Source organism: Arthrobacter sp. P4_F11 (genome assembly GCF_056401395.1).
This window is the reverse complement of record NZ_JBFUJK010000008.1, coordinates 146164-164816: the sequence shown is the minus strand read 5'-3', so window position 1 is coordinate 164816 and position 18653 is coordinate 146164. Positions and strand designations below refer to the sequence as shown.

Here is an 18653-nt window from a genome sequence, read left to right as displayed (position 1 = left end):
CTGGTACCGGCGGCTGGCGGGAGTGGACGGTGGGTTAGCCGCGGGCGCCGCGGACCGGGTGCTGGCTGACGATGGAAACCCGGTTGAACGCGTTCATCGTAATCGCCAGCCAGCTGACGGCGGAAAATTCTTCGGCCGTCAGGTGCCGCCTGGCCTGTGCGCCTTCGTGGTCGCGGGTATAGGCGTCAGAGATGGTGGTGATGGCCTCGGCCAGCGTCAGGGCTGCACGTTCCTTTTCGGAGAACAGAGTGGTGTCTCGCCATGCGGGGAGGACGGCCAGGCGCTGGGCCGACTCGCCGTTCTTGACGGCATCGCCCACGTGCATGTCCAGGCAGAAGGCGCAGCCGTTGATCTGCGAAATGCGGACATTGAGCAACTCGATGAGTGTGTCGTCCAGCCCGGCCTCGGTGGCGGCTTCCTTGGCTTTCAGGCCCAGCCCGTTGAGTGCGCGCCAGGCAGCGGGGTGCGTCTTGTCAAGGAATATGCTCCGGTGCCCGGGATCCTGCGGTGCCGTCGTGTCATTCATGGATTCCACAATACCGACGGGCCTCGGCACGGCCCGGAGCGGCGTGTGACAATTTTGTCAAACCTGTGACAAGCTTTGGGGGTGGGAGTGTTTGGTTCGGCGGCCGGCTCCTTGGGGGACCCGGCCGCCGGACCGCTCCTCCTGAGCCCGGACTTTCGGGCAGCTACTTTCGAGCCGGCCTCACGAGCCGGGTCACCTTAACTGGGCCTCACTAACCCGGCCACTCCTTCTGAGCCGTGCCATCCGAGCCGGTCCAGGCTTCGCGCCACCGAGCTCCGCTAGGCCGGGCTTCACGAGTTGGTTTTCACCAGTTCCCGCTTGGGGACATGTCCAGTTTCCAGCCAATCGTGCGGCTGCGGGAGGACATGTCCAGTGGTCACGTCCGGCAGCGGGGGACATGTCCAGTCTTCAGGTCCGGGGATGAGCACAACGGGCCTATGTCCACTGGCAGAGGGCAGCGGAGGGCATGCCCGGTGGTCACACGTGGCGGGATGGGCATGTCCAGCTTTTGGGCAATTTTGCGGAGACGAGGGAGGGCATGTCCCATGGTCACGTCCGGCTGCGGGGGACATGTCCAGTATTCGGGCCCGGGGATGGACATAAAGGGAGTATGTCCACTGGCACGGGGCAGCAGAGGACATGTCCCGCGGACTCACAGGTGAGCAGGAGCAGCAGGAGCAGCACCAGCAGCATGGGAAGCCGCCGCAGCCGCACGGGCCAGTTCCGCCCCCGCCGCCTGCATGGCTGCCGGATCTCCGGCCACGATGATGCGGGCAAAGCTGTCTGCGTAGTCGCCGAGGTCCGCATCCACCGATCCCACCACCGCGTACACCGGAGTGGTGCCGGCACGGGCCAGGATGGCACCGACGATCTTCCCCTGGCCGGTCTGGGAATCCAGCCGGCCCTCGCCGACCACCACCGCGCTGCTGGCAACCAGCTGCGCGTCGAAGCCCAGCAAATCCAGGACATAGTCCGCCCCTGACACCAGGCGGGCGCCGTAACGGGCCCACATTCCGCCGGAGAAGCCACCCGCCGCGCCGGTCCGGTCCACCAAGCGGGGATCGCGGCCGTAGTCCCGGGCGAACTCCGCCGCGAGCAGCTCGAGTCTGTGTGTCAGCAGCTCAACCGCGGCCGGCCCGGCTCCCTTCTGCGGCGCGAACACGCGTGCGGCGTCGGAGAAACGCGTCGTGACATCACTCAGGATCACCAGTTCGGCGCCGCGGAGCCCGCCGCGTTCCTCGATCCCGGCGATGGCGCCGGCCCCGCCGTCGGTGGTGGCCGAGCCCCCTGCCGCCACCACGATGCGGCGTGCGCCGTGCCGGGCGGCCTCCGCGATCAGGACGCCGGTGCCGTACGTGCTCGCCGTCAGCGGGTCACGACCGCCGGCGGACGGCAGGTTGAGGCCGCTCGCGACGGCCAGTTCGACGACGGCGGTCCCGTCGGCGGTGAGCCCGACCGCTGCCTCGACGGGTTCGCCCCACGGCCCGACCGTGGTGAGAAGGACGGGCCGGGCGTCCAGACCGCGGGCCAGGGCATCGGTGGTGCCCTCGCCGCCGTCGGCCACGGGCAGCTCGCGTGCCGCCGCGCCGGCCGAGCGGATGCCAGCCGCGATGTGCCCGGCCACCTCGGCCGCCGTGAAGGTGCCCTTGAAACTGTCCGGGGCCACCAGGATGCTCATCGGCTCAGAACCCTACGTTTTCCCGGCCCTTGAGCTGCAGCATCTGCCGCGCCTCGTCGGGGGTGGCGACCTCAAAGTTGAGGGCTTCCAGGATGGTGCGGATCCTGGTGACCTGTTCGGCGTTGGACGCGGCGAGCTGGCCGGGACCGATCCACAGGGAATCCTCCAGGCCCACCCGGACGTGGGAGCCCATGGCGGCGCCGATCGTGGCGAGCGGCATCTGGTTCTTGCCGGCGCCCAGGATGGACCACTCGTAGTCCTCGCCGAGCAGGCGGTCCGCCGTGCGGCGCATGTGCATGAGGTCCTCGGGGTGCGCGCCGATGCCGCCGAGCAGGCCGAAGACCGACTGGACGAACAGCGGGCCCCTGGCCAGCCCGCGGCCGTGGAAGTGCGCGAGGTTGTTCAGGTGCGAGATGTCGTAGCACTCGAACTCGAAGCGGGTGCCGTTCTGGTTGCCGATGCCCAGGATGGTCTCGATGTCCTGGAAGGTGTTCTTGAAGACGAGGTCGCGGCTCTTTTCGAGCCCTTCGCGCTCCCAGTCGTGGCCGAACTCGGTGAAGCGGTCCAGCATCGGGTACAGCCCGAAGTTCATTGAGCCCATGTTGAGGGAGGCAAGCTCCGGCTTGAACAGCGCCGCCGGCTGCATCCGCTCCTCGACGCTCATGTGCGGCGAGCCGCCCGTGGTGATGTTGATGACGGCGTCGGTGTTGCGCTTGAGCTTGTCCAGGATCGGGGCGAAGTGCTCGGGGTCCTGGGAGGGGCGGCCGTCTCTGGGGTCGCGGGCGTGCATGTGCACGATCGCGGCGCCTGCCTCGGCGGCGCCGATCGCGGCGTCGGCGATCTCCTCGGGGGAGACGGGCAGGTGCGGGGACATGGACGGTGTGTGGATGGCGCCGGTGACGGCGCTGGTGATGATGACCTTGCGGGCAGCAGCCATGGGAATATCTCCTTGGTGGGCAGGGCGGGGCAGTGTGGGGGCGGGGCGGGCGGCGGGCTGGGGCGGACCGGCTCCCCAGGCAGTTCAGTTCAGGTCAGTAGAGCTTTTCGGTGTTGCCGTCCACGGCGAGAGCCTGGCCGTTGACGTTGCGGGCCATATCGCTGGCCACGAAGGCGGCCATGTTGGCGATGTCCTCGGCCTCGATCAGCCGACCCAGCGAGGACTGGTTGTGGTACAGCGCGGACACCTCGTCCGCCGGCAGCTCGAGCATCCGGGCTTTGGCGGCGATGACGGAGTCGATGCGTGGGCCGTTGACGGCGCCGGGGCAGATGGCGTTGACGCGGATGCCGTCCGGGCCAAGTTCGATCGCGAGGGTTTTGGTCAGCCCGACGACGGCCCACTTCGACGCCGAATAGGCGCTGCGGCCGGCCATGCCCAGCCGCCCGGCGGCCGAGGACAGGTTCACGATAGAGGCGCCGCTGCCCTCGCGCAGCAGGGGCAGGGCATGCTTGATGCAGAAGAACTGACCATGGATGTTGACGTCGAAGGTTGCCTTCCACGCCGCGGCGTCGAGGGATTCCAGGGGCCCGGTGGGCCCGGCGATGCCGGCGTTGTTGACGAGGACGTCGAGGCCGCCCATTTCGACCCGGACGGTGTCCATGAGTTCGCGGACCTGGCCCTCGTCCGAGACGTCGCTGACCGCGGCGAGGAGCCCGTTGACGCGGGCCTTGTCGACGGCGTCGGGGTCGATGTCGGTGACGAAGACGGTGGCGCCGAGTTCCCGGAACTTGCTGGCGATGGCCAGGCCGATGCCGTTGGCTCCGGCCGTGACGAGGATGCGCTTGGCGGTGAAATCCATGAGTAGTCCTTGCAGTGAGATGGCTTGCGGACCCGCTCCGAACGCGCGGCGGGGCGCGTCCGGAACGGGCGGTGGGAGCAGTGCGTCAGTGGGCGGCCGGAACAATCGCGGGCTTCTCCGTGCCGCGCTTGAGCAGCAGGGACAGCAGCGCGCCGATGACGCACATGCCCACGATGAACCACAGGCCGGAGAGCTTGGAGCCGGTGGCGTCCTGCATGAAGCCCATGACGTAGGGGCCCAGGAAGCCGCCGCAGAGGCCGATGGTGTTGACGAAGGCGATGCCGCCGGCGAGGGCGGCGCCGCTGAGGCGGGTGGCCGGGTAGGTGAAGAGGATCGGCTGCAGGGCGAAGAAATTGAAGGCGGCGAGGCAGAAGCCGATCATGCCCAGCAGCGGCCCGCCGACGGCGCCGAGGGCGAAGCCGGCGACGATGCCGGTCATGGTGCCGGTGACCAGCATCCGGGAGCGGCGGCCGTCGGTGGCGAAACGGGGGACCAGCAGGGCGCCCGCCGCGGAGAAGATCCACGGGATGGCCGTCAGCAGGCCGATCTGCAGCGGGCTGAGCTTGCCGTACGTGCCGATGATGGAGGGCAGGAAGTAGGACAGGGCGTAGACGGCGATCTGGTGGGTGAAGTAGACGCCGACGACGAGGAGGATCTGCTTGTCCTTGAGAACATCGCGGAGCAGGTGGTTGCCGGAGGCCGCGGCGCCGGCGGTCTCCTCGGCGGCGATGCGGGCCTCGAGATCGGCGGCTTCCTCGGCGGTGAGGAACGTCGCCATGCTGGGGCGGTCCGGGAGCTTCTTCCAGACGACGTAGGCGAGGACGCAGGCCGGGAGTCCTTCGACGAGGAACATCCACTGCCAGCCGTGCAGGCCGCCGAGCCCGTCAAAGGTCAGAAGCAGCCCGCCCAGCGGGGCCCCGACAATGTTGGCGATGGAGACGCCGAGCAGGAACATTCCGTTGGCCTTGGCGCGGTCCTTGACCACGAACCATTGCGTCAGGAAGTACATGACGCCCGGGAAGAGTCCGGCCTCGGCCACGCCTAGCAGCATCCGCATGATGTAGAAGGACCATTCGCCCTGGACGAAGGCCATGCCGGCGGAGATGATGCCCCAGGTGATCATGATCCGCATGATCCAGAACCGGGCGCCGACCTTGTGCATGATCAGGTTGGACGGGATTTCGGACAGGGCGTAGGTCAGGAAGAACAGCCCGGCGCCGATGCCGTACGCGGTGGCCGAGATGCCGAGGTCGATCTCCAGCCGGTCCTTGGCCATACCGATGTTGGTGCGGTCCAGGAAGGCCATGATGTAGGCGCCGATCAGCAGCGGCATGACGCGGCGTAAGATCACGCCATTGATTTCCTGTGGCGTGCGCATCTTCTTTGTTGCGGATACAACTGACATGGGTCGGGGTCCTTGGCTCGTTGGGGGGATAGGTGGTCAGGGCGGGCATGCGGAAAGGGCATACGGGAGGTAGGCGGCCGCGGCGGTGCGCGCGGCGCGTGGTTCGTCAGAGTCGCGGGAACGGGTAGGGCTGGCCGCGGACGGGCCGGCCCGCGTGTGGCGCGGCCTCAGCTGTCAGGGGGCGTGCAGCCGCACGTCCGCCCGACGTGCAGGCGGTGCCGGCACACTTTCGAGGTGTAGGTGGCGGACGGGGAATCGATGCGTTTGAGCAGCATGGCGAACGCCTCGTTGGCCATTTCCTGCTGCGGTTGGACAATGCTGGTCAGGTTGATCAGCCCGGAGCGGCTGTGCGGCAGCCCGTCACAGCCGGCGACGGCGACGTCGTCCGGGATGCGCAGGCCGCGCGACAACGCGTATTCCATGACGCCGATGGCAAGCTCGTCGCTGCCGCAGACCACGGCCTGCGGCGGCGTTCCGGCCGAGAAGAGCCGCTCCGCCGCCAGCCGGCCGCCCTCGTTGTTGACCCTGGTGCTGATCTTCCGGTCACCGCTGATCGTGATGCCCGCCGCGGCGGCTGTGCGGACAAACGCCTGTTCGCGGGCCAGGGAGGCCGTTGAGAACCGGGGGCCGATCACTGTGGCGATTTCGGTGAAGCCGTGGCTGAGCATGTGCTGCATCAGCGTGGTGGCTGCCGCGTCGTCGTCGATCCCGACGAAATCCGAGTCGAGGAAGTCCGCCCTGCGGGACAGGCACACGTAGGGGATGCGGGCCGCCCTCAGCGTGCGGAGCGCGGTGGCGTCGTCCCGGAGCGAGGCGGCCAGGATGATGCCATCGACGTTGCGGTGCGCGAGTGTCGAGGTGACCTGGGCGAGCACCTCCGGATCGTCCTGGGTAGTGGCGACGAACACTTCGTAGCCGGACTCCGCCGCGGCCGTAATGACGCCCTGCGCCCAGCGCGGAAACATCGGATTGATGATGTTCGGCAGGATCAGCCCGATGACCCGGGTCCGCTGCGGGTCGGTTGACTGCGACGGCTTACGGGGCCTGAAGCCGAGCTCGTTCGCCACGTGGATGATGTGGCGCCGGGTCTCGGGCGAGACGCCGCCTTTGCCGTTGAGGACGTAGGAAACCGCAGCCGAGGAAACCCCTGCAGCGCGGGCCACGGCAGCGGCCGAAACCGGCGGTACGGGGCCGTCGACGGTGGCGCTTATGGCGTGTTCGTGCATGTCCGGCCCTCCTTCGCGTCGGTTCGTTTTGCTGTGACCCCAGTTACAGTAAGGAGCCCGCCGATCGTTAAGCAACGTTAAGTCATTCACGCGGGCCGCGCAGGCTAAGGGCCGCCGGGCATGCTCATTGTTCACGCCCGGCCCGAGGGGACATGCCCAATGTTCGTGCCCGAGCCGGGGGGACATGTCCAGCCGTGGACCCGGGCGCTGGGCATGGTGGGGCTATGTCCACTCTTCGGGCGCGCTGGAGGGCATGTCCCGCGGCGGGGGCGCGCGAGGGTGTGCTGCGGGGGCGTCCGGGTGGCCGCGGGCGGCCGGCCCTAGACAGGCGTTTCGCTGTCGGCAAACATGGAGCCAGCCTCCCTCATTTCAAACTTGAGCGATGTAGACTCAACTTTGATATCAGGACCATTCCGGAAGGAGCCCTCGTTGGACGCCAAATTCACCACCAAGAGCCAGGAGGCCCTCGCTGCGGCCTCCATGAACGCCTCGACTGCGGGCAACCCGCAGCTCGAGCCCGCTCACTTGCTCAAGGCCCTCATGGACCAGCGGGAGGGCGTCGCCGTCGCGCTGCTCCGCGCCACCGGCGCCGACCCGGACGCCGTCAGTGTCCAGGCGAGCACCGCCATCAAGGCCCTTCCGTCGACCTCCGGGAGCAGCGTGCAGCAGGCGCAGTTGTCCCGGGCAGGGCTGCAGGCGATCAAGAATGCCCAGAACGAGGCCGAGCGCCTTGGCGACACCTTTGTCTCCGCAGAAATCCTGCTGCTGGGGCTTGCGGCCGGGAGCGACGGCGTCGGGAGGCTTCTGCGCGAGGCCGGCGCCTCGCACGAGGCACTGCTGGCCGCCCTGCCGGGCTTCCGAGGCGGCCGCAAGGTGGACAACGCTGACCCCGAAAACTCCTTCCAGGCGCTGGAGAAGTACGGCACCGACCTGACTGCGATTGCCCGCTCGGGCAAGCTGGACCCTGTGATTGGCCGCGATGCCGAAATCCGGCGGATCATCCAGGTCCTGAGCCGCCGCACCAAGAACAACCCCGTCATCATCGGCGAGCCCGGCGTGGGCAAGACCGCCGTCGTCGAAGGACTTGCCCAGCGGATCGTGGCGGGCGACGTCCCCGAAAGCCTGCGCGGCAAGACGCTGATCGCCCTGGACCTCGCCTCGATGGTGGCCGGGGCGAAGTACCGCGGCGAATTCGAGGAGCGGCTCAAGGCTGTCCTGGAAGAGATCAAGAACTCTGAGGGGCAGATCGTCACGTTCATTGACGAGCTCCACACGGTGGTGGGTGCCGGCGCCACCGGGGACAGCTCCATGGATGCCGGCAACATGCTCAAGCCCATGCTGGCCCGCGGCGAGTTGCGCCTCATCGGTGCGACCACGCTGGACGAGTACCGGGAGAACATCGAGAAGGACCCCGCCCTGGAACGCCGCTTCCAGCAGGTCTTTGTCGGGGAGCCCAGCGTGGAGGACACCATCGGCATTTTGCGCGGTCTCAAGGAGCGCTACGAGGCGCACCACAAGGTTGCCATCGCCGACTCCGCCCTGGTTGCCGCCGCCACGCTCTCCAATCGGTACATCTCCGGCCGGCAGCTGCCGGACAAGGCGATCGACCTCGTGGACGAGGCCGCGTCCCGGCTGCGCATGGAGATCGATTCCTACCCGGAGGAGATTGACCAGCTGCGCCGCTCCGTGGACCGCCTGACCATGGAGGAGTTAGCCCTCGCAAAAGAGAAGGACCCTGCCTCCGTGGAGCGGCTGGCTACACTCCGCGCGGACAAGGCGGACAAGAATGAAGAACTGGCCGCGCTGAACGCCCGCTGGGAAGCCGAGAAGGCCGGCCTCAACAGAGTGGGAGACCTGAAGGCCAAGCTGGACGAACTCCGCTCGGCAGCGCAAAAGGCCCAGCGCGAAAGCGATTGGGAGACCGCGTCGAGGATCGAGTATGGCGATATTCCTGCCCTTGAGCGGGAACTCAATGTGGCCGCCGAAGCGGAGTCGGCCCGGGTGGCCGGCGGCGGGGCCAAGCAGGATCTCATGGTGGCCGACGAGGTCACCGCCGACGACATCGCCGAGGTGATTTCGGCCTGGACCGGCATCCCCGCGGGGCGCATGCTCCAGGGCGAAAGCCAGAAGCTGCTGAACATGGAGCACGTGCTGGGCGAGCGGCTGATCGGCCAGACGAAAGCCGTCGCCGTGGTCTCCGACGCCGTGCGCCGCGCCCGCGCCGGGATCAGCGACCCCAACCGGCCCACCGGCTCCTTCCTGTTCCTCGGCCCCACCGGCGTCGGCAAGACCGAACTCGCCAAGTCCCTCGCGGACTTCCTGTTCGACGACGAGCGCGCGATGGTGCGGATCGACATGTCCGAATATTCGGAGAAGCACTCCGTCGCCCGGCTCGTCGGGGCGCCTCCCGGGTACGTCGGCTACGAGGAGGGCGGCCAGCTTACCGAGGCCGTGCGGCGGCGCCCGTACTCCGTGCTGCTGCTCGACGAAGTGGAAAAGGCCCACCCGGAGGTCTTCGACATCCTCCTGCAGGTACTCGACGACGGCCGGCTCACCGACGGGCAGGGCCGCACCGTGGACTTCCGCAACGTGATCCTGGTGCTCACCTCGAACCTGGGCAGCCAGTTCCTCGTGGACCCCAACCTCGACGCCGCGGCCAAGAAGAACGCCGTCATGGCCACGGTCAACGCTTCTTTCAAGCCGGAGTTCCTCAACCGGCTCGATGAAGTCGTGCTGTTCGATCCGCTGAGCGTGGAGGAGCTCTCCCGGATCGTGGAACTGCAGGTCAAGGAGCTGGGCGAGCGGCTCAAGGGCCGCCGGCTGAACCTCGAAGTTACCGAGGGTGCCCGCGCCTGGCTGGCCGTATCCGGCTTCGATCCCGCGTACGGCGCGCGGCCGCTGCGCCGTCTGGTGCAGCGCGAGATCGGCGACCGGCTGGCAAAGGCCATCCTGACCGGCGAAATCGCCGACGGCGACACCGTCCTGGTGGACACCGCGCCGGACCTGATGGAACTCACCATGGGCGGGCTGGGGGACAGGGAGCTGACCAGCGGCGGCGCGGCCACGGGCACCGGGCTCTCGGTCCGGCGCAAGGAGTAGGCGCCGCCGGGCAAGCCTAGGGAAGCAGGGACTCCTTGATGACGTTTCCGCCGTTCGTCGCGGCGTAGCAGTCGACCCGCCGGTCGCCCATCTCCCAGCTGCGCGGGCTCGGGTAGGCCAGCTTGTAGCTCAGGTCGTAGTCGCCGGCCTTTGCCGTGAGCGGAGCCGCCTTGCAGGCATCGCGTGCCTTCTGCTTGAGCTGGTCCCGGCCCGGGTACGAGTCATCTGGCCCGTATTTTTCCACGGCGACCAACTGCGCCGAGTGGCCGGTGGCGCAGTCCACGACGGTGGACTGTTGCGCATCCGGGTCGAAGTCCTTGAAGCAGTCCCGCAGCTGGAAGTCCAGGGGGCTGACGCCTTCCAGTGGCAACGCCCCGCGGCTGGCGGGGGCGGACGCCGACGAAGCGGCGGGGGCCGGGCTGTCGTTTTCCGGGGAGGCCTGGCCGCTGCCGGCAAATGCGGCCACAGCCCACCAGACCAGAAGCGCAAGCACCACGAGGACGGCCGCGGCCACGCCGAGCCGCTTTGGCCCCTGCCGGCGGATCCGGCGGACCAGGGGGCGTGCCCGCCGTGAGAGAGCCTTCTTGGTGCGTGAGAGCGCTTTCCTGGCGCCGGCGAACGCGGTGCCGGCAAGGACCGGGCGCGCGGGTTTCGCCGCTACGGGTGCCGCCGCAGGATTCGTGGGCCGCCCACGGTCGGCTGTGATGACGGGCAGGGCGGACGTCGGCGGCCTCGAGGGCGGCGGCGGGATAGTCCCGGCGTCGTTCCTTGGATTCTCTTCGGTCACTGAGAAATTCACCACTTCCGTGCGTCTTTGCCGAGGCTGGAAGCCCGGCGTAGCGGCCCTTTTCTGGGCGCACATCACGAAACTCTATCGAAGATGCGCGGCACCGCGCATGCGCCAGTGGCAGCGCCCGCCGTTGCGGGAGGCGCCACACTGTCCACAGGGGGCGGGCCGGCGAGCAGTTGGCGCCGAAAGCATGTAATCTAGGTGTACGACAAATTGACCAAACATTCCGGGGCCTCACCGATCGCCAAAAGGTGACCACCTCCGGTCCAAGTACAAAAGGGGGTCACGCCATGGGGCGCGGCCGTCAAAAGGCAAAAGCTACCAAGCAGGCTCGGGACATCAAGTACTACTCCCCGAACACTGACTATTCGGCCCTTCAGCGCGAGCTCACGGGCCCGGGAAGTCGTGCCACGAGCCACTTCGCGGATGACCCGGTTGAACCGGATTATTCAGCGTATGTGGATAAGTACGCGGACGATGTGGAAGACGACGACGACGAGGTTGATTCCCGTCGCATAGGTTAGTCGGCGCTTCCTTCCGGCAGTTTTCTCTGGGGGATCCATCCGGCACCGCGGTGCCAGCCAAAGATTTTCGGGCCGCCGGCCACACCTGTAACAGGCGTGGCCGGCGGCCTTTCTTGTGCCCGCAGCCGTCCCTATCCGGGCCGGCCGGCTGGCTGGCTGGCCCGCGCTGCGCCGCGGATGAGCCGGCGCAGTTGTCACCGGCGGGGCGCCGGGCTAGGTTGTTCGTGCCGGATTTTCCCGGACGCCACACCGATGCCCCGGAAGGACTGCCATGACCATGCGCAAAGGATTCGCCGAGGGCGAGCTCTGCTGGACGGACCTCCAGACCCCCGACGTGGAGACGGCGAAGGCCTTTTACTCGGAGGTCTTCGGCTGGCGGTTTGAAGACCTGCCCACTCCGGACGGACGCAGCTACGCGAAAGCCTTCCTGGGCGACGACCTGGTTACCGTGCTCGCGCCGCAGAACCCCCGGCAGGAAGCCGCGGCCGAACCGGGCCGGTGGAACGTGTACTTCGCGGTCGACGACGCGCGGGACCTGGCCACCGAACTGGCCCATTCCCCCGGGCACCTTGAATTCGGCCCCGAGGAGATCGGTGACACCGGCGTCATGGTCTTCTTCGCCCCGCCCGGCGGCGGAACCACCGGGGCATGGCAGGCCGGCAGCCACATCGGGGCCGGCCGGAGCCAGGAGGCGGGCACCTTGGCCTGGGCCGAACTGCTCACGCCGGAGCCGCAGGCCGCCGTCGGCTTCTTCCAACAGCTCTTCGGGCACGACGTCACCGAATACCCCCAGGACGACGGCGGCACCTACACCACGCTCATGGTGGGCGGCGCCGAGGTGGCCGGCATCGCCCGGGTCCCCGGCGACGCGCAGGACACGCTCGAGCCGGGGTGGCAGGTCTACTTCGGCGTCTCCGACGTCGCGGCGGCGGTGCAGGCTGCGGTGGCCGCGGGCGGCGTCGTGCTGATCGAACCGGACGAGATCGAGGAAGCCGGCACCATCGCCACCCTCAAGGATCCCCAGGGCGGCGTCTTCAGCCTGCTCGAGGTCTAGGACCGATAAAACACGTCGAGTGCGGGAGCACTCGACGTGGGTCGGGCCCGTTTAGGCGTAGGCGTTGACCAGCCGGACGGCGCCGCCGTCGACGCCCTTGGCGCCCTGGACGTAATTCGGGCCGGTTTTGAGGACCGCATCCGAGTTCTGCTCGACGGTGCCCATGATCCAGGACGGCAGGCCGCGGTCGTTGAGCCGGTTCACGGCCGCGTCGGCCGCTTCCGGCGAAACAATGGCGACCATGCCCACGCCCAGGTTCAGGGTGCGCTCGAGGTCGGCCAGCGGGACGTTGCCGAGCTCGGAAACCAGCTTGAAGATGGCCGGGAGCTCCCAGGTGGAGCGGTCGACGGTGGCCAGCAGGCCCTGCGGGAGGACGCGGGCGAGGTTGGCTGCGAGGCCGCCGCCGGTCACGTGGCTGAAGCCGTGGACGGCCTTGCCGCCCGCGGAGCCGTTCACCGGGAAGGTGCGGGCGAGGTCCAGGCAGTCCGCGGCGTAGACGCGGGTGGGCTCGAGGAGCTCCTCGCCCAGGGTGCGGCCGAGCTCGGAGACCTGGCGGTCCAGGGCCCAGCCGGCGTGGTTGATGACGCGGCGGACCAAGGAGTAGCCGTTGGAGTGCAGGCCGGAGGAGGCCATGCCGATCACCACGTCGCCGGCGCGGACGCGGTCCGGGCCGAGCAGCTGGTCGGCCTCGACGACGCCGGTGGCGGCCCCGGCGACGTCGTACTCGTGCTCCCCGAGCAGGCCGGGGTGTTCGGCGGTTTCGCCGCCCACCAGGGCGGTGCCGGCGACCGAGCAGGCGGCCGCGATGCCGCGGACGATGTCGGCGATGCGCTCCGGGACCACCTTGCCGCAGGCGATGTAGTCGGTCATGTACAGCGGTTCTGCGCCCACGACGACGATGTCGTCCACCACCATGCCGACGAGGTCGTAGCCGATGGTGTCGTGGATGTCCATGGCCTGGGCGATTGCCACCTTGGTGCCGACGCCGTCCGTGGAGGTGGCCAGCAGCGGGCGCCTGTAGGTCAGCAGCCGGGAGACGTCGTAGAGGCCCGCGAACCCGCCGACGCCGCCGATCACCGAGGCGTTGTGGGTTGCCTTGACGGCGTCCTTCATGAGTTCGACGGCGCGGTCTCCCGCTTCGACGTCGACGCCGGCGGAGGCGTAGGTGATGCCGGCGTTCTGGGCGGCGTTCATGTCAGCGGCCGGGGAGGCGGAAGTCATACTGGCTCTTTCTTGTCGGCTGTGGTGACGCGGTCGGCATCGGTGAGCAGTTCTTCGAATTCGGAGTCCGGCCCCGGATCGCAGCCGGTGGCGCCGGCCTTCTCGGCCGGATCGTCGGAGATCGACGTGCCGGGTTCGGCGTCGGACGCTGCGGAGGCCGCGGGCGCCGCGCCGGAAGCAGCCGTGCCGGCGGCGGGCGGGAGGCCGCCGAGGTCGGTGCGTTCGAGCAGGTTCTTGCCGAGCTTGTCCGCGCCGGGCAGCTCGATCGGGTACTTGCCGGTGAAGCAGGCGGTGCAGAGACGCTCGCGCGGCTGGCGGGTGGCGTCGATCATGCCGTCTTCGGAAATGTAGGCGAGCGAGTCGGCGCCGATGGCCTGGGTGATCTCGTCGATGGTGGCGCCGTTGGCGATCAGTTCCGCCCGGGAGGCGAAGTCGATGCCATAGAAGCAGGGCCACTTGACCGGCGGGGAGGAAATCTTGATGTGGACGCTTGCGGCGCCCGCCTCCCGGAGCATCCGCACGATGGCGCGCTGGGTGTTGCCTCGGACGATCGAGTCGTCCACCACCACAACACGCTTGCCGCGGATCACGGATTCTAGGGCGTTGAGCTTGAGCCGGATGCCGAGCTGGCGCAGCGTCTGCGAGGGCTGGATGAACGTGCGGCCCACGTAGGAGTTCTTGACGAAGCCGTGCGCGAAGGGGATGCCGGATTCCTCGGCGTAGCCGACCGCCGCGGGCGTGCCGGATTCCGGTACGGGGATGACGATGTCCGCTTCCTGGGTGTTTTCGCGGGCCAGTTGGCGGCCCATTTCGACGCGGGATTCGTACACCGAGCGGCCCGCAATGGAGGCGTCCGGGCGGGCGAGGTAGACGTATTCGAAAACGCAGCCGGCCGGCGTCGCCTCGGCGAAGCGCTGCGAGCGGACGCCGTCCTCGTCGATCGCGATGAACTCGCCGGGTTCGATTTCACGGATGAAGCTGGCGCCGACGGTGGCGAGGGCGGACTGCTCGGAGGCAACCACCCAGCCGCGTTCAAGCCGGCCCAGGCACAGCGGGCGGATCCCGTAGGTGTCGCGGGCCGCGTAGAGGGTGCCCTCATCCATGAAGACGAAGCAGAAGCCGCCCTTGATCTTGGGCAGCAGCTCCATGGCCGTCTGCTCCAGGGACTTGCCCTCTTCGCCCTCCAGGAGCGCGGTCACCAGCGCGGTGTCCGAGGTGTTGCCCTGCTTCATCTCGCCGCTGAGGTTTCCGCCGTTGCGGTCCTCGATCATCGCCTTGAGCTCGGCCGTGTTGGTCAGGTTGCCGTTGTGGGCCAGGGCCACGGTGCCCGTGGACGTCGCGCCCAGGGTGGGCTGGGCGTTGGCCCAGTGGCTCGCACCGGTAGTGGAATAGCGGCAGTGGCCGACGGCCAGGTGCCCGGTCAGGGTGTTCAGCGTGGTCTCGTCGAAGACCTGGGAAACGAGGCCCATGTCCTTGTAGACGTTGATCCGCTTGCCGTCGCTGGTTGCTATGCCAGCCGACTCCTGACCGCGGTGCTGCAGTGCATACAGCCCGTAGTAGGTGAGTTTTGCTACTTCTTCACCGGGTGCCCAGACCCCAAAGACGCCGCATGCGTCCTGAGGGCCTTTTTCGCCTGGGAGAAGATCATGAGAAAGTTTTCCATCGCCGCGTGCCACTGGTCGATTATCTCACGATGTGCGCTAAGACTTTTCCGGCGGCCGGTTTATGACCTGACGCCCTTCAGCGGAGGTTCCCGCCGCGGCCCTCGTCGTCGTCGGCGTCCGGTGCGGATTCGACGACGGCGTGCTCGGCGCGGCGGACGCTCCGGCGGTCCAGGACCAGGGCGATCGCGGCACCCACGATGACGCCGCCGGCCGCGCAGAGGACCATGAAGAAGCCGAAGACCGAGGAGCGGTCGAAGCTCGGGTCACCGGGCAGGGCGTAGGCGATGATGGCCGCGACGGCCACGCCCAGGAGCCCGCCCAGGATCAGGAAGGGAACATATTTCGGGGCCCGGCGGACGGTGACCTCGCGGCGCTCCGGAACGCCGCCCTGAACGTTGCCCTGTGCCGGTTCCCGCTGGGGGTCGTTGCCTGCTGCGCCGGGGGTTTCGTGGGGAGACATGCCGTTAAGCCTACTGCCCTTCGACTCATTGCCGCGGACCGCATCCCAGAGCAGACTAGGGCTAGGTACAGACGAGCTAAGGATCCGCCATGTTAGCCTCAGCCGACCGTGTTCGTGAGGAGCAGCGCTTGCTCTGGGATGAGTTCTCGGCGGGCTGGAAGAAATGGGACGCGGAACTGCTCGGCTGGCAGGCCCCGTTCGGCGACGCCCTCCGCCAGGAGCTCCGGCTCCGCCCCGACTCAGAGGTGCTGGACGTCGCGGCGGGCACGGGGGAGCCCGGCCTCAACGTGGCCGCGCAGGTGCCGGAAGGCCGTGTGGTCCTGACTGACATTTCGGCCGGAATGCTCCGGGTGGCAGAAGAGAAGGCATCGGCCCGGCGCCTGAACAACCTGGACTTTCAAGTGTGCGATTCGGCCGCCCTGCCGTTCCGCAACAACACGTTCGACGCCGTGTACAGCCACTTCGGTTTGATGTTCTTCCCCGTGATGTCCGCGGCCATGGCAGAGATGGCGCGCACCGCGAGGCCGGGCGCCCGGGTGGGCGCCGTCGTCTGGGGACGCGCGGCCGCAAACCCCTGGGCCAGCCTGATCCTGGGCACGATTGCCCGGCACCGGGAACTGCCCATTCCGCCCGCCGAGACCCCCGGGCTGTTCCGCTGCGCACCAGCCGGTTTCATGACCCGCATGTTCAAGGAGGCCGGGCTGGCCGAGGTGGCCGAGCACCAGGTCAGCACCGACCTGGTGCACGAATCCCCGGAGAGCTACTGGGAGTTCATGACCGACATCGCGACCACCGTGGCGATGGGCCTGGCCAAGGCGGACGCGGAGTCGCGGGCCCTGATCCGCTCGGATGTGTTCGCGCTGCTGGGCCGCTACGAGCACGACGGCGCGATCCGGCTCCGGTCCACCGCCACCGTGGTGGCGGGGACCAAGGTCTAGCCAGGCGGGCGGACCCGGACTGTTGGCGACGCTGCGGAGCGGTGCGTCGTCAGACGCCCAGTGCTTCCTTTAACGACGCCACGTGGCCCTGTGCCTTGACCTGGTACTGCGCCAGTTTGACCTTGCCCTCGGGGTCCAGCACCACGGTCGAGCGGACGATGCCCTCCGTGACCTCGCCGTGGACCAGCTTCTCGCCCCACGCGCCGTAGGCGAGGGCGACAGCGTGGTCCTCGTCGGCCAGGAGCGGGAAGGTCAGGGCGAAGTCGCCGGTGAAGTGGGCCAGGGCTTCGGGGGCGTCGGGGGAGATGCCCAGGACCTCGTAGCCGGAGCCCTGCAGAGACGCGAGGTTGTCGCGGAAATCGCACGCCTCGGTCGTGCAGCCCGGGGTCGCGGCCTGCGGGTAGAAGTACACAATGACGTTCTTGCCGCGGTAATCGGCCAGGGCAACCGGCTTGCCTTCGGCGTCCGGCAGGGTGAAATCCGGGGCCGGCGTGCCGGGCTGAAGCTTGACGGTCATGTTTGCGCTCATGATGATCCTTCGGGGAGGGGACAATGGGTCTGTGATGCACAACATCGTGGACCCAGGCTGTATTCCGCCGGCTGAGCCTGGCAAGGACCCGTCCGGGGCGGCTTTGGCAGGCTTGGGGCCAACAGCTTTTTCATAGCTCCGGCATAGCTGCCGTAGCTAGATTGAAGTCATTATGGAACAGCAAAATCCACAGCAGCGACGATTTGGATTCGGGCGCACTTCCGGCCGCGGGCGCGTCGAGTGACCGTCCGGCCACGGACCCTGATGGTTGCGGTCTGTGCAGCAGTGCTCGCGGTCGTCCTGGCAGCAGGTATCTATTCCTTTGCGCAAGCCCGCTTGACGGCGGCGAATCCCACGACGACGTCGGTCGCGCCGTCTGCCGCGACGACGGCTGAGGCCGGTGCTTCGCCGTCAGCCAGTCTCAATGCTGCGGTCCAGGCATCCGGCCCGGCGTCGAGCGCGGTGGACGCGGCCCTGGACGCGCGCATCCAGGCCATTCTCGCTGCCAACAGCCAGTACCAGATCGGCGTGGCGCTGGTCGGCCTCTCCCAGGGCGCCGGTAGCGCGGACGTCCACGAATACGGTGTCCGGGAGAAATTCGTGGCCGCGAGCACAGCCAAAGTCCTGGCCGCGGCGGCCTACTACCACTTGGTCGAAACCGGGGCGGCCAGCCTCGATGACCCTTTGGGGAGCTACACCGCCGGCTTCCAGCTCCGGGAGATGATCCAGCAGAGCGACAATGACTCGTGGTCGCTGATCATGGACGCAGTGGGCCACGAGGAACTGACAGAGTACGCGGCGTCGCTGGGTGTGAGCTATGACCCGGAAACCAACACGCTGACACCTGCGGAAATGGCGACCATCGTCTCCCGCCTCTACTCCGGGACGCTCCTGAACGCCGACCACACCGCCGAGCTGTTGTCCTATATGCAGGACACCAACTACGAAACGCTCATTCCCGCCGCCGTTCCGGACGGGATCGCGGTCTTCCACAAGTACGGGCTCCTGGGCGGTGAACTGCACGACGCCGGCATCCTCGCCCGGGACGGCACCGCATACGCGCTGGTGATCTACACCAAGGGCCACGACCTGAGCGACGTCCCGGAACGCACTGAAGTGATCCATCAGCTGACGCAGGCGGTGGCGGACGTCCTCTTCTAGGCCGTTTGCAGCCCGCGCATGTCCGGGTCCGCCCGCATGGTGTCCGAGCCCCTAAATGCCGAGCTCCTCCCGCAGCGCCCGCACGTGGCCCTGCGGACTGACGTGGTATTGCGCCAGGACCACGTTGCCATCGGGACCGACAACCACGGTGGACCGGACCGTGCCTTCGCGGACCTCGCCGTCCATCAGCTTCTCGCCCCAGGCGCCGTACGCGAGGGCCACAGCGTGGTCTTCGTCCGCGAGCAGGGGGAACGTGAGCGCATGTTCCGCGGCAAAGGCGGACAGGGCCTCCCGGGCGTCGGGTGAGATGCCAAGGACCTCGAAGCCTGCGCCGTGGAGGGCAGCGAGGCTGTCTCGGAAGTCGCAGGCCTCGGTGGTGCACCCGGGAGTGGCTGCGCGGGGGTAGAAGTAGATGATGACGTTTTTGCCGCGATAATCGGCCAGGGAGATCCGGCGGCCCGCAGCATCTGGCAGCGTGAACCCGGGTGCTGGATCTTCGCTGTGCAGCTTAGTGATGGCGTGCAGCTTGGTGGTCACGGTGGATTGCATGCAGTTCCTTCGATCGAGGGTCGGGATGGTTGT

17 protein-coding genes are annotated in these 18653 nt (G+C 68.1%); 5 read left to right on the top strand and 12 right to left on the bottom strand.

Annotation, left to right across the window (positions count from 1 at the left end; all coding sequences use genetic code 11):
- Window positions 1-34 precede the first annotated feature (34 nt).
- From AC1DRO_RS11300 to AC1DRO_RS11275, 6 genes are all read right to left on the bottom strand, one after another.
- Window positions 35-526 carry a carboxymuconolactone decarboxylase family protein gene (locus tag AC1DRO_RS11300; RefSeq protein ID WP_476950865.1) on the bottom strand — a complete coding sequence of 164 codons (492 nt, stop codon included), beginning with the start codon at window positions 524-526 and terminating at the stop codon, window positions 35-37.
- Window positions 527-1178: 652 nt separating this feature from the next.
- Window positions 1179-2204: a glycerate kinase gene (locus tag AC1DRO_RS11295; protein WP_476950864.1), complete on the bottom strand. Its 1026-nt coding sequence runs from the start codon at window positions 2202-2204 to the stop codon at window positions 1179-1181.
- A 4-nt stretch (window positions 2205-2208) separates the two neighbouring features.
- Window positions 2209-3141 (bottom strand): 3,5-dioxohexanoate:acetyl-CoA acetone transferase, encoded by a 933-nt coding sequence (gene kce, locus AC1DRO_RS11290; protein ID WP_476950863.1) that lies wholly within the window; start codon window positions 3139-3141, stop codon window positions 2209-2211.
- A gap of 94 nt (window positions 3142-3235) precedes the next feature.
- On the bottom strand, window positions 3236-4000 hold the full coding sequence (locus AC1DRO_RS11285) for an SDR family oxidoreductase (protein WP_028275472.1): 765 nt from the start codon (window positions 3998-4000) through the stop codon (window positions 3236-3238).
- A gap of 85 nt (window positions 4001-4085) precedes the next feature.
- Complete coding sequence (locus AC1DRO_RS11280) at window positions 4086-5405, bottom strand: MFS transporter (RefSeq protein WP_476849780.1); 1320 nt, start codon at window positions 5403-5405, stop codon at window positions 4086-4088.
- A 167-nt stretch (window positions 5406-5572) separates the two neighbouring features.
- A complete protein-coding gene (locus AC1DRO_RS11275; protein ID WP_223913413.1) occupies window positions 5573-6631 on the bottom strand; it encodes a LacI family DNA-binding transcriptional regulator in 1059 nt (352 codons plus the stop codon).
- A 429-nt stretch (window positions 6632-7060) separates the two neighbouring features.
- Between AC1DRO_RS11275 and clpB the strand changes: the two genes are divergently transcribed.
- Window positions 7061-9730 carry an ATP-dependent chaperone ClpB gene (clpB, locus tag AC1DRO_RS11270; RefSeq protein ID WP_476950862.1) on the top strand — a complete coding sequence of 890 codons (2670 nt, stop codon included), beginning with the start codon at window positions 7061-7063 and terminating at the stop codon, window positions 9728-9730.
- Window positions 9731-9746: 16 nt separating this feature from the next.
- Here clpB and AC1DRO_RS11265 read toward each other — a convergent pair whose 3' ends face one another.
- A complete protein-coding gene (locus tag AC1DRO_RS11265) occupies window positions 9747-10517 on the bottom strand; it encodes a septum formation family protein (RefSeq protein WP_476950861.1) in 771 nt (256 codons plus the stop codon).
- A gap of 293 nt (window positions 10518-10810) precedes the next feature.
- On the opposite strand from AC1DRO_RS11265, the gene AC1DRO_RS11260 reads away from it, so the two are divergent.
- Entirely contained in the window at window positions 10811-11044 is a 234-nt protein-coding gene (locus AC1DRO_RS11260) for a DUF3073 domain-containing protein (RefSeq protein WP_018774150.1), read from the top strand.
- Window positions 11045-11315: 271 nt separating this feature from the next.
- Window positions 11316-12098 carry a VOC family protein gene (locus AC1DRO_RS11255; protein WP_476950860.1) on the top strand — a complete coding sequence of 261 codons (783 nt, stop codon included), beginning with the start codon at window positions 11316-11318 and terminating at the stop codon, window positions 12096-12098.
- A gap of 51 nt (window positions 12099-12149) precedes the next feature.
- On the opposite strand, the gene purM is transcribed toward AC1DRO_RS11255, so the two are convergent.
- The 3 genes from purM to AC1DRO_RS11240 all read right to left on the bottom strand — a co-directional run bounded on the left by purM (window position 12150) and on the right by AC1DRO_RS11240 (window position 15443).
- A complete protein-coding gene (gene purM / locus AC1DRO_RS11250; RefSeq protein ID WP_476950859.1) occupies window positions 12150-13319 on the bottom strand; it encodes a phosphoribosylformylglycinamidine cyclo-ligase in 1170 nt (389 codons plus the stop codon).
- Complete coding sequence (purF, locus tag AC1DRO_RS11245) at window positions 13316-14995, bottom strand: amidophosphoribosyltransferase (RefSeq protein WP_476950858.1); 1680 nt, start codon at window positions 14993-14995, stop codon at window positions 13316-13318. The genes purM and purF overlap by 4 nt, the downstream gene beginning before the upstream one ends.
- Window positions 14996-15059: 64 nt before the next feature.
- Complete coding sequence (locus AC1DRO_RS11240) at window positions 15060-15443, bottom strand: hypothetical protein (RefSeq protein ID WP_476950857.1); 384 nt, start codon at window positions 15441-15443, stop codon at window positions 15060-15062.
- A gap of 89 nt (window positions 15444-15532) precedes the next feature.
- On the opposite strand from AC1DRO_RS11240, the gene AC1DRO_RS11235 reads away from it, so the two are divergent.
- Entirely contained in the window at window positions 15533-16381 is an 849-nt protein-coding gene (locus AC1DRO_RS11235; protein ID WP_476950856.1) for a class I SAM-dependent methyltransferase, read from the top strand.
- Window positions 16382-16430: 49 nt separating this feature from the next.
- On the opposite strand, the gene bcp is transcribed toward AC1DRO_RS11235, so the two are convergent.
- Complete coding sequence (gene bcp / locus AC1DRO_RS11230; protein WP_028275479.1) at window positions 16431-16910, bottom strand: thioredoxin-dependent thiol peroxidase; 480 nt, start codon at window positions 16908-16910, stop codon at window positions 16431-16433.
- Window positions 16911-17174: 264 nt separating this feature from the next.
- Here bcp and AC1DRO_RS11225 point away from each other — a divergent pair, with 264 nt between their 5' ends.
- Complete coding sequence (locus tag AC1DRO_RS11225; RefSeq protein WP_476950855.1) at window positions 17175-18071, top strand: serine hydrolase; 897 nt, start codon at window positions 17175-17177, stop codon at window positions 18069-18071.
- 51 nt (window positions 18072-18122) lie between these two features.
- Here the strand turns inward: AC1DRO_RS11225 and AC1DRO_RS11220 are convergent, their stop codons facing one another.
- Window positions 18123-18620 (bottom strand): peroxiredoxin, encoded by a 498-nt coding sequence (locus tag AC1DRO_RS11220; RefSeq protein ID WP_243180658.1) that lies wholly within the window; start codon window positions 18618-18620, stop codon window positions 18123-18125.
- Window positions 18621-18653: the final 33 nt, after the last annotated feature.

Excerpts from the sequence above, each read along its gene's own strand:
- AC1DRO_RS11285 (WP_028275472.1), bottom strand. The coding sequence starts at position 4,000 with ATGGATTTCACCGCCAAGCGCATCCTCGTCACGGCCGGAGCCAACGGC.
- kce (WP_476950863.1), bottom strand. The coding sequence starts at position 3,141 with ATGGCTGCTGCCCGCAAGGTCATCATCACCAGCGCCGTCACCGGCGCC.
- AC1DRO_RS11280 (WP_476849780.1), bottom strand. The coding sequence starts at position 5,405 with ATGTCAGTTGTATCCGCAACAAAGAAGATGCGCACGCCACAGGAAATC.
- AC1DRO_RS11255 (WP_476950860.1), top strand. The coding sequence starts at position 11,316 with ATGACCATGCGCAAAGGATTCGCCGAGGGCGAGCTCTGCTGGACGGAC.
- AC1DRO_RS11295 (WP_476950864.1), bottom strand. The coding sequence starts at position 2,204 with ATGAGCATCCTGGTGGCCCCGGACAGTTTCAAGGGCACCTTCACGGCG.
- AC1DRO_RS11220 (WP_243180658.1), bottom strand. The coding sequence starts at position 18,620 with ATGCAATCCACCGTGACCACCAAGCTGCACGCCATCACTAAGCTGCAC.
- AC1DRO_RS11225 (WP_476950855.1), top strand. The coding sequence starts at position 17,175 with ATGGTTGCGGTCTGTGCAGCAGTGCTCGCGGTCGTCCTGGCAGCAGGT.
- bcp (WP_028275479.1), bottom strand. The coding sequence starts at position 16,910 with ATGAGCGCAAACATGACCGTCAAGCTTCAGCCCGGCACGCCGGCCCCG.
- purM (WP_476950859.1), bottom strand. The coding sequence starts at position 13,319 with ATGACTTCCGCCTCCCCGGCCGCTGACATGAACGCCGCCCAGAACGCC.
- AC1DRO_RS11260 (WP_018774150.1), top strand. The coding sequence starts at position 10,811 with ATGGGGCGCGGCCGTCAAAAGGCAAAAGCTACCAAGCAGGCTCGGGAC.
- AC1DRO_RS11235 (WP_476950856.1), top strand. The coding sequence starts at position 15,533 with ATGTTAGCCTCAGCCGACCGTGTTCGTGAGGAGCAGCGCTTGCTCTGG.
- AC1DRO_RS11300 (WP_476950865.1), bottom strand. The coding sequence starts at position 526 with ATGAATGACACGACGGCACCGCAGGATCCCGGGCACCGGAGCATATTC.
- AC1DRO_RS11275 (WP_223913413.1), bottom strand. The coding sequence starts at position 6,631 with ATGCACGAACACGCCATAAGCGCCACCGTCGACGGCCCCGTACCGCCG.
- AC1DRO_RS11240 (WP_476950857.1), bottom strand. The coding sequence starts at position 15,443 with ATGTCTCCCCACGAAACCCCCGGCGCAGCAGGCAACGACCCCCAGCGG.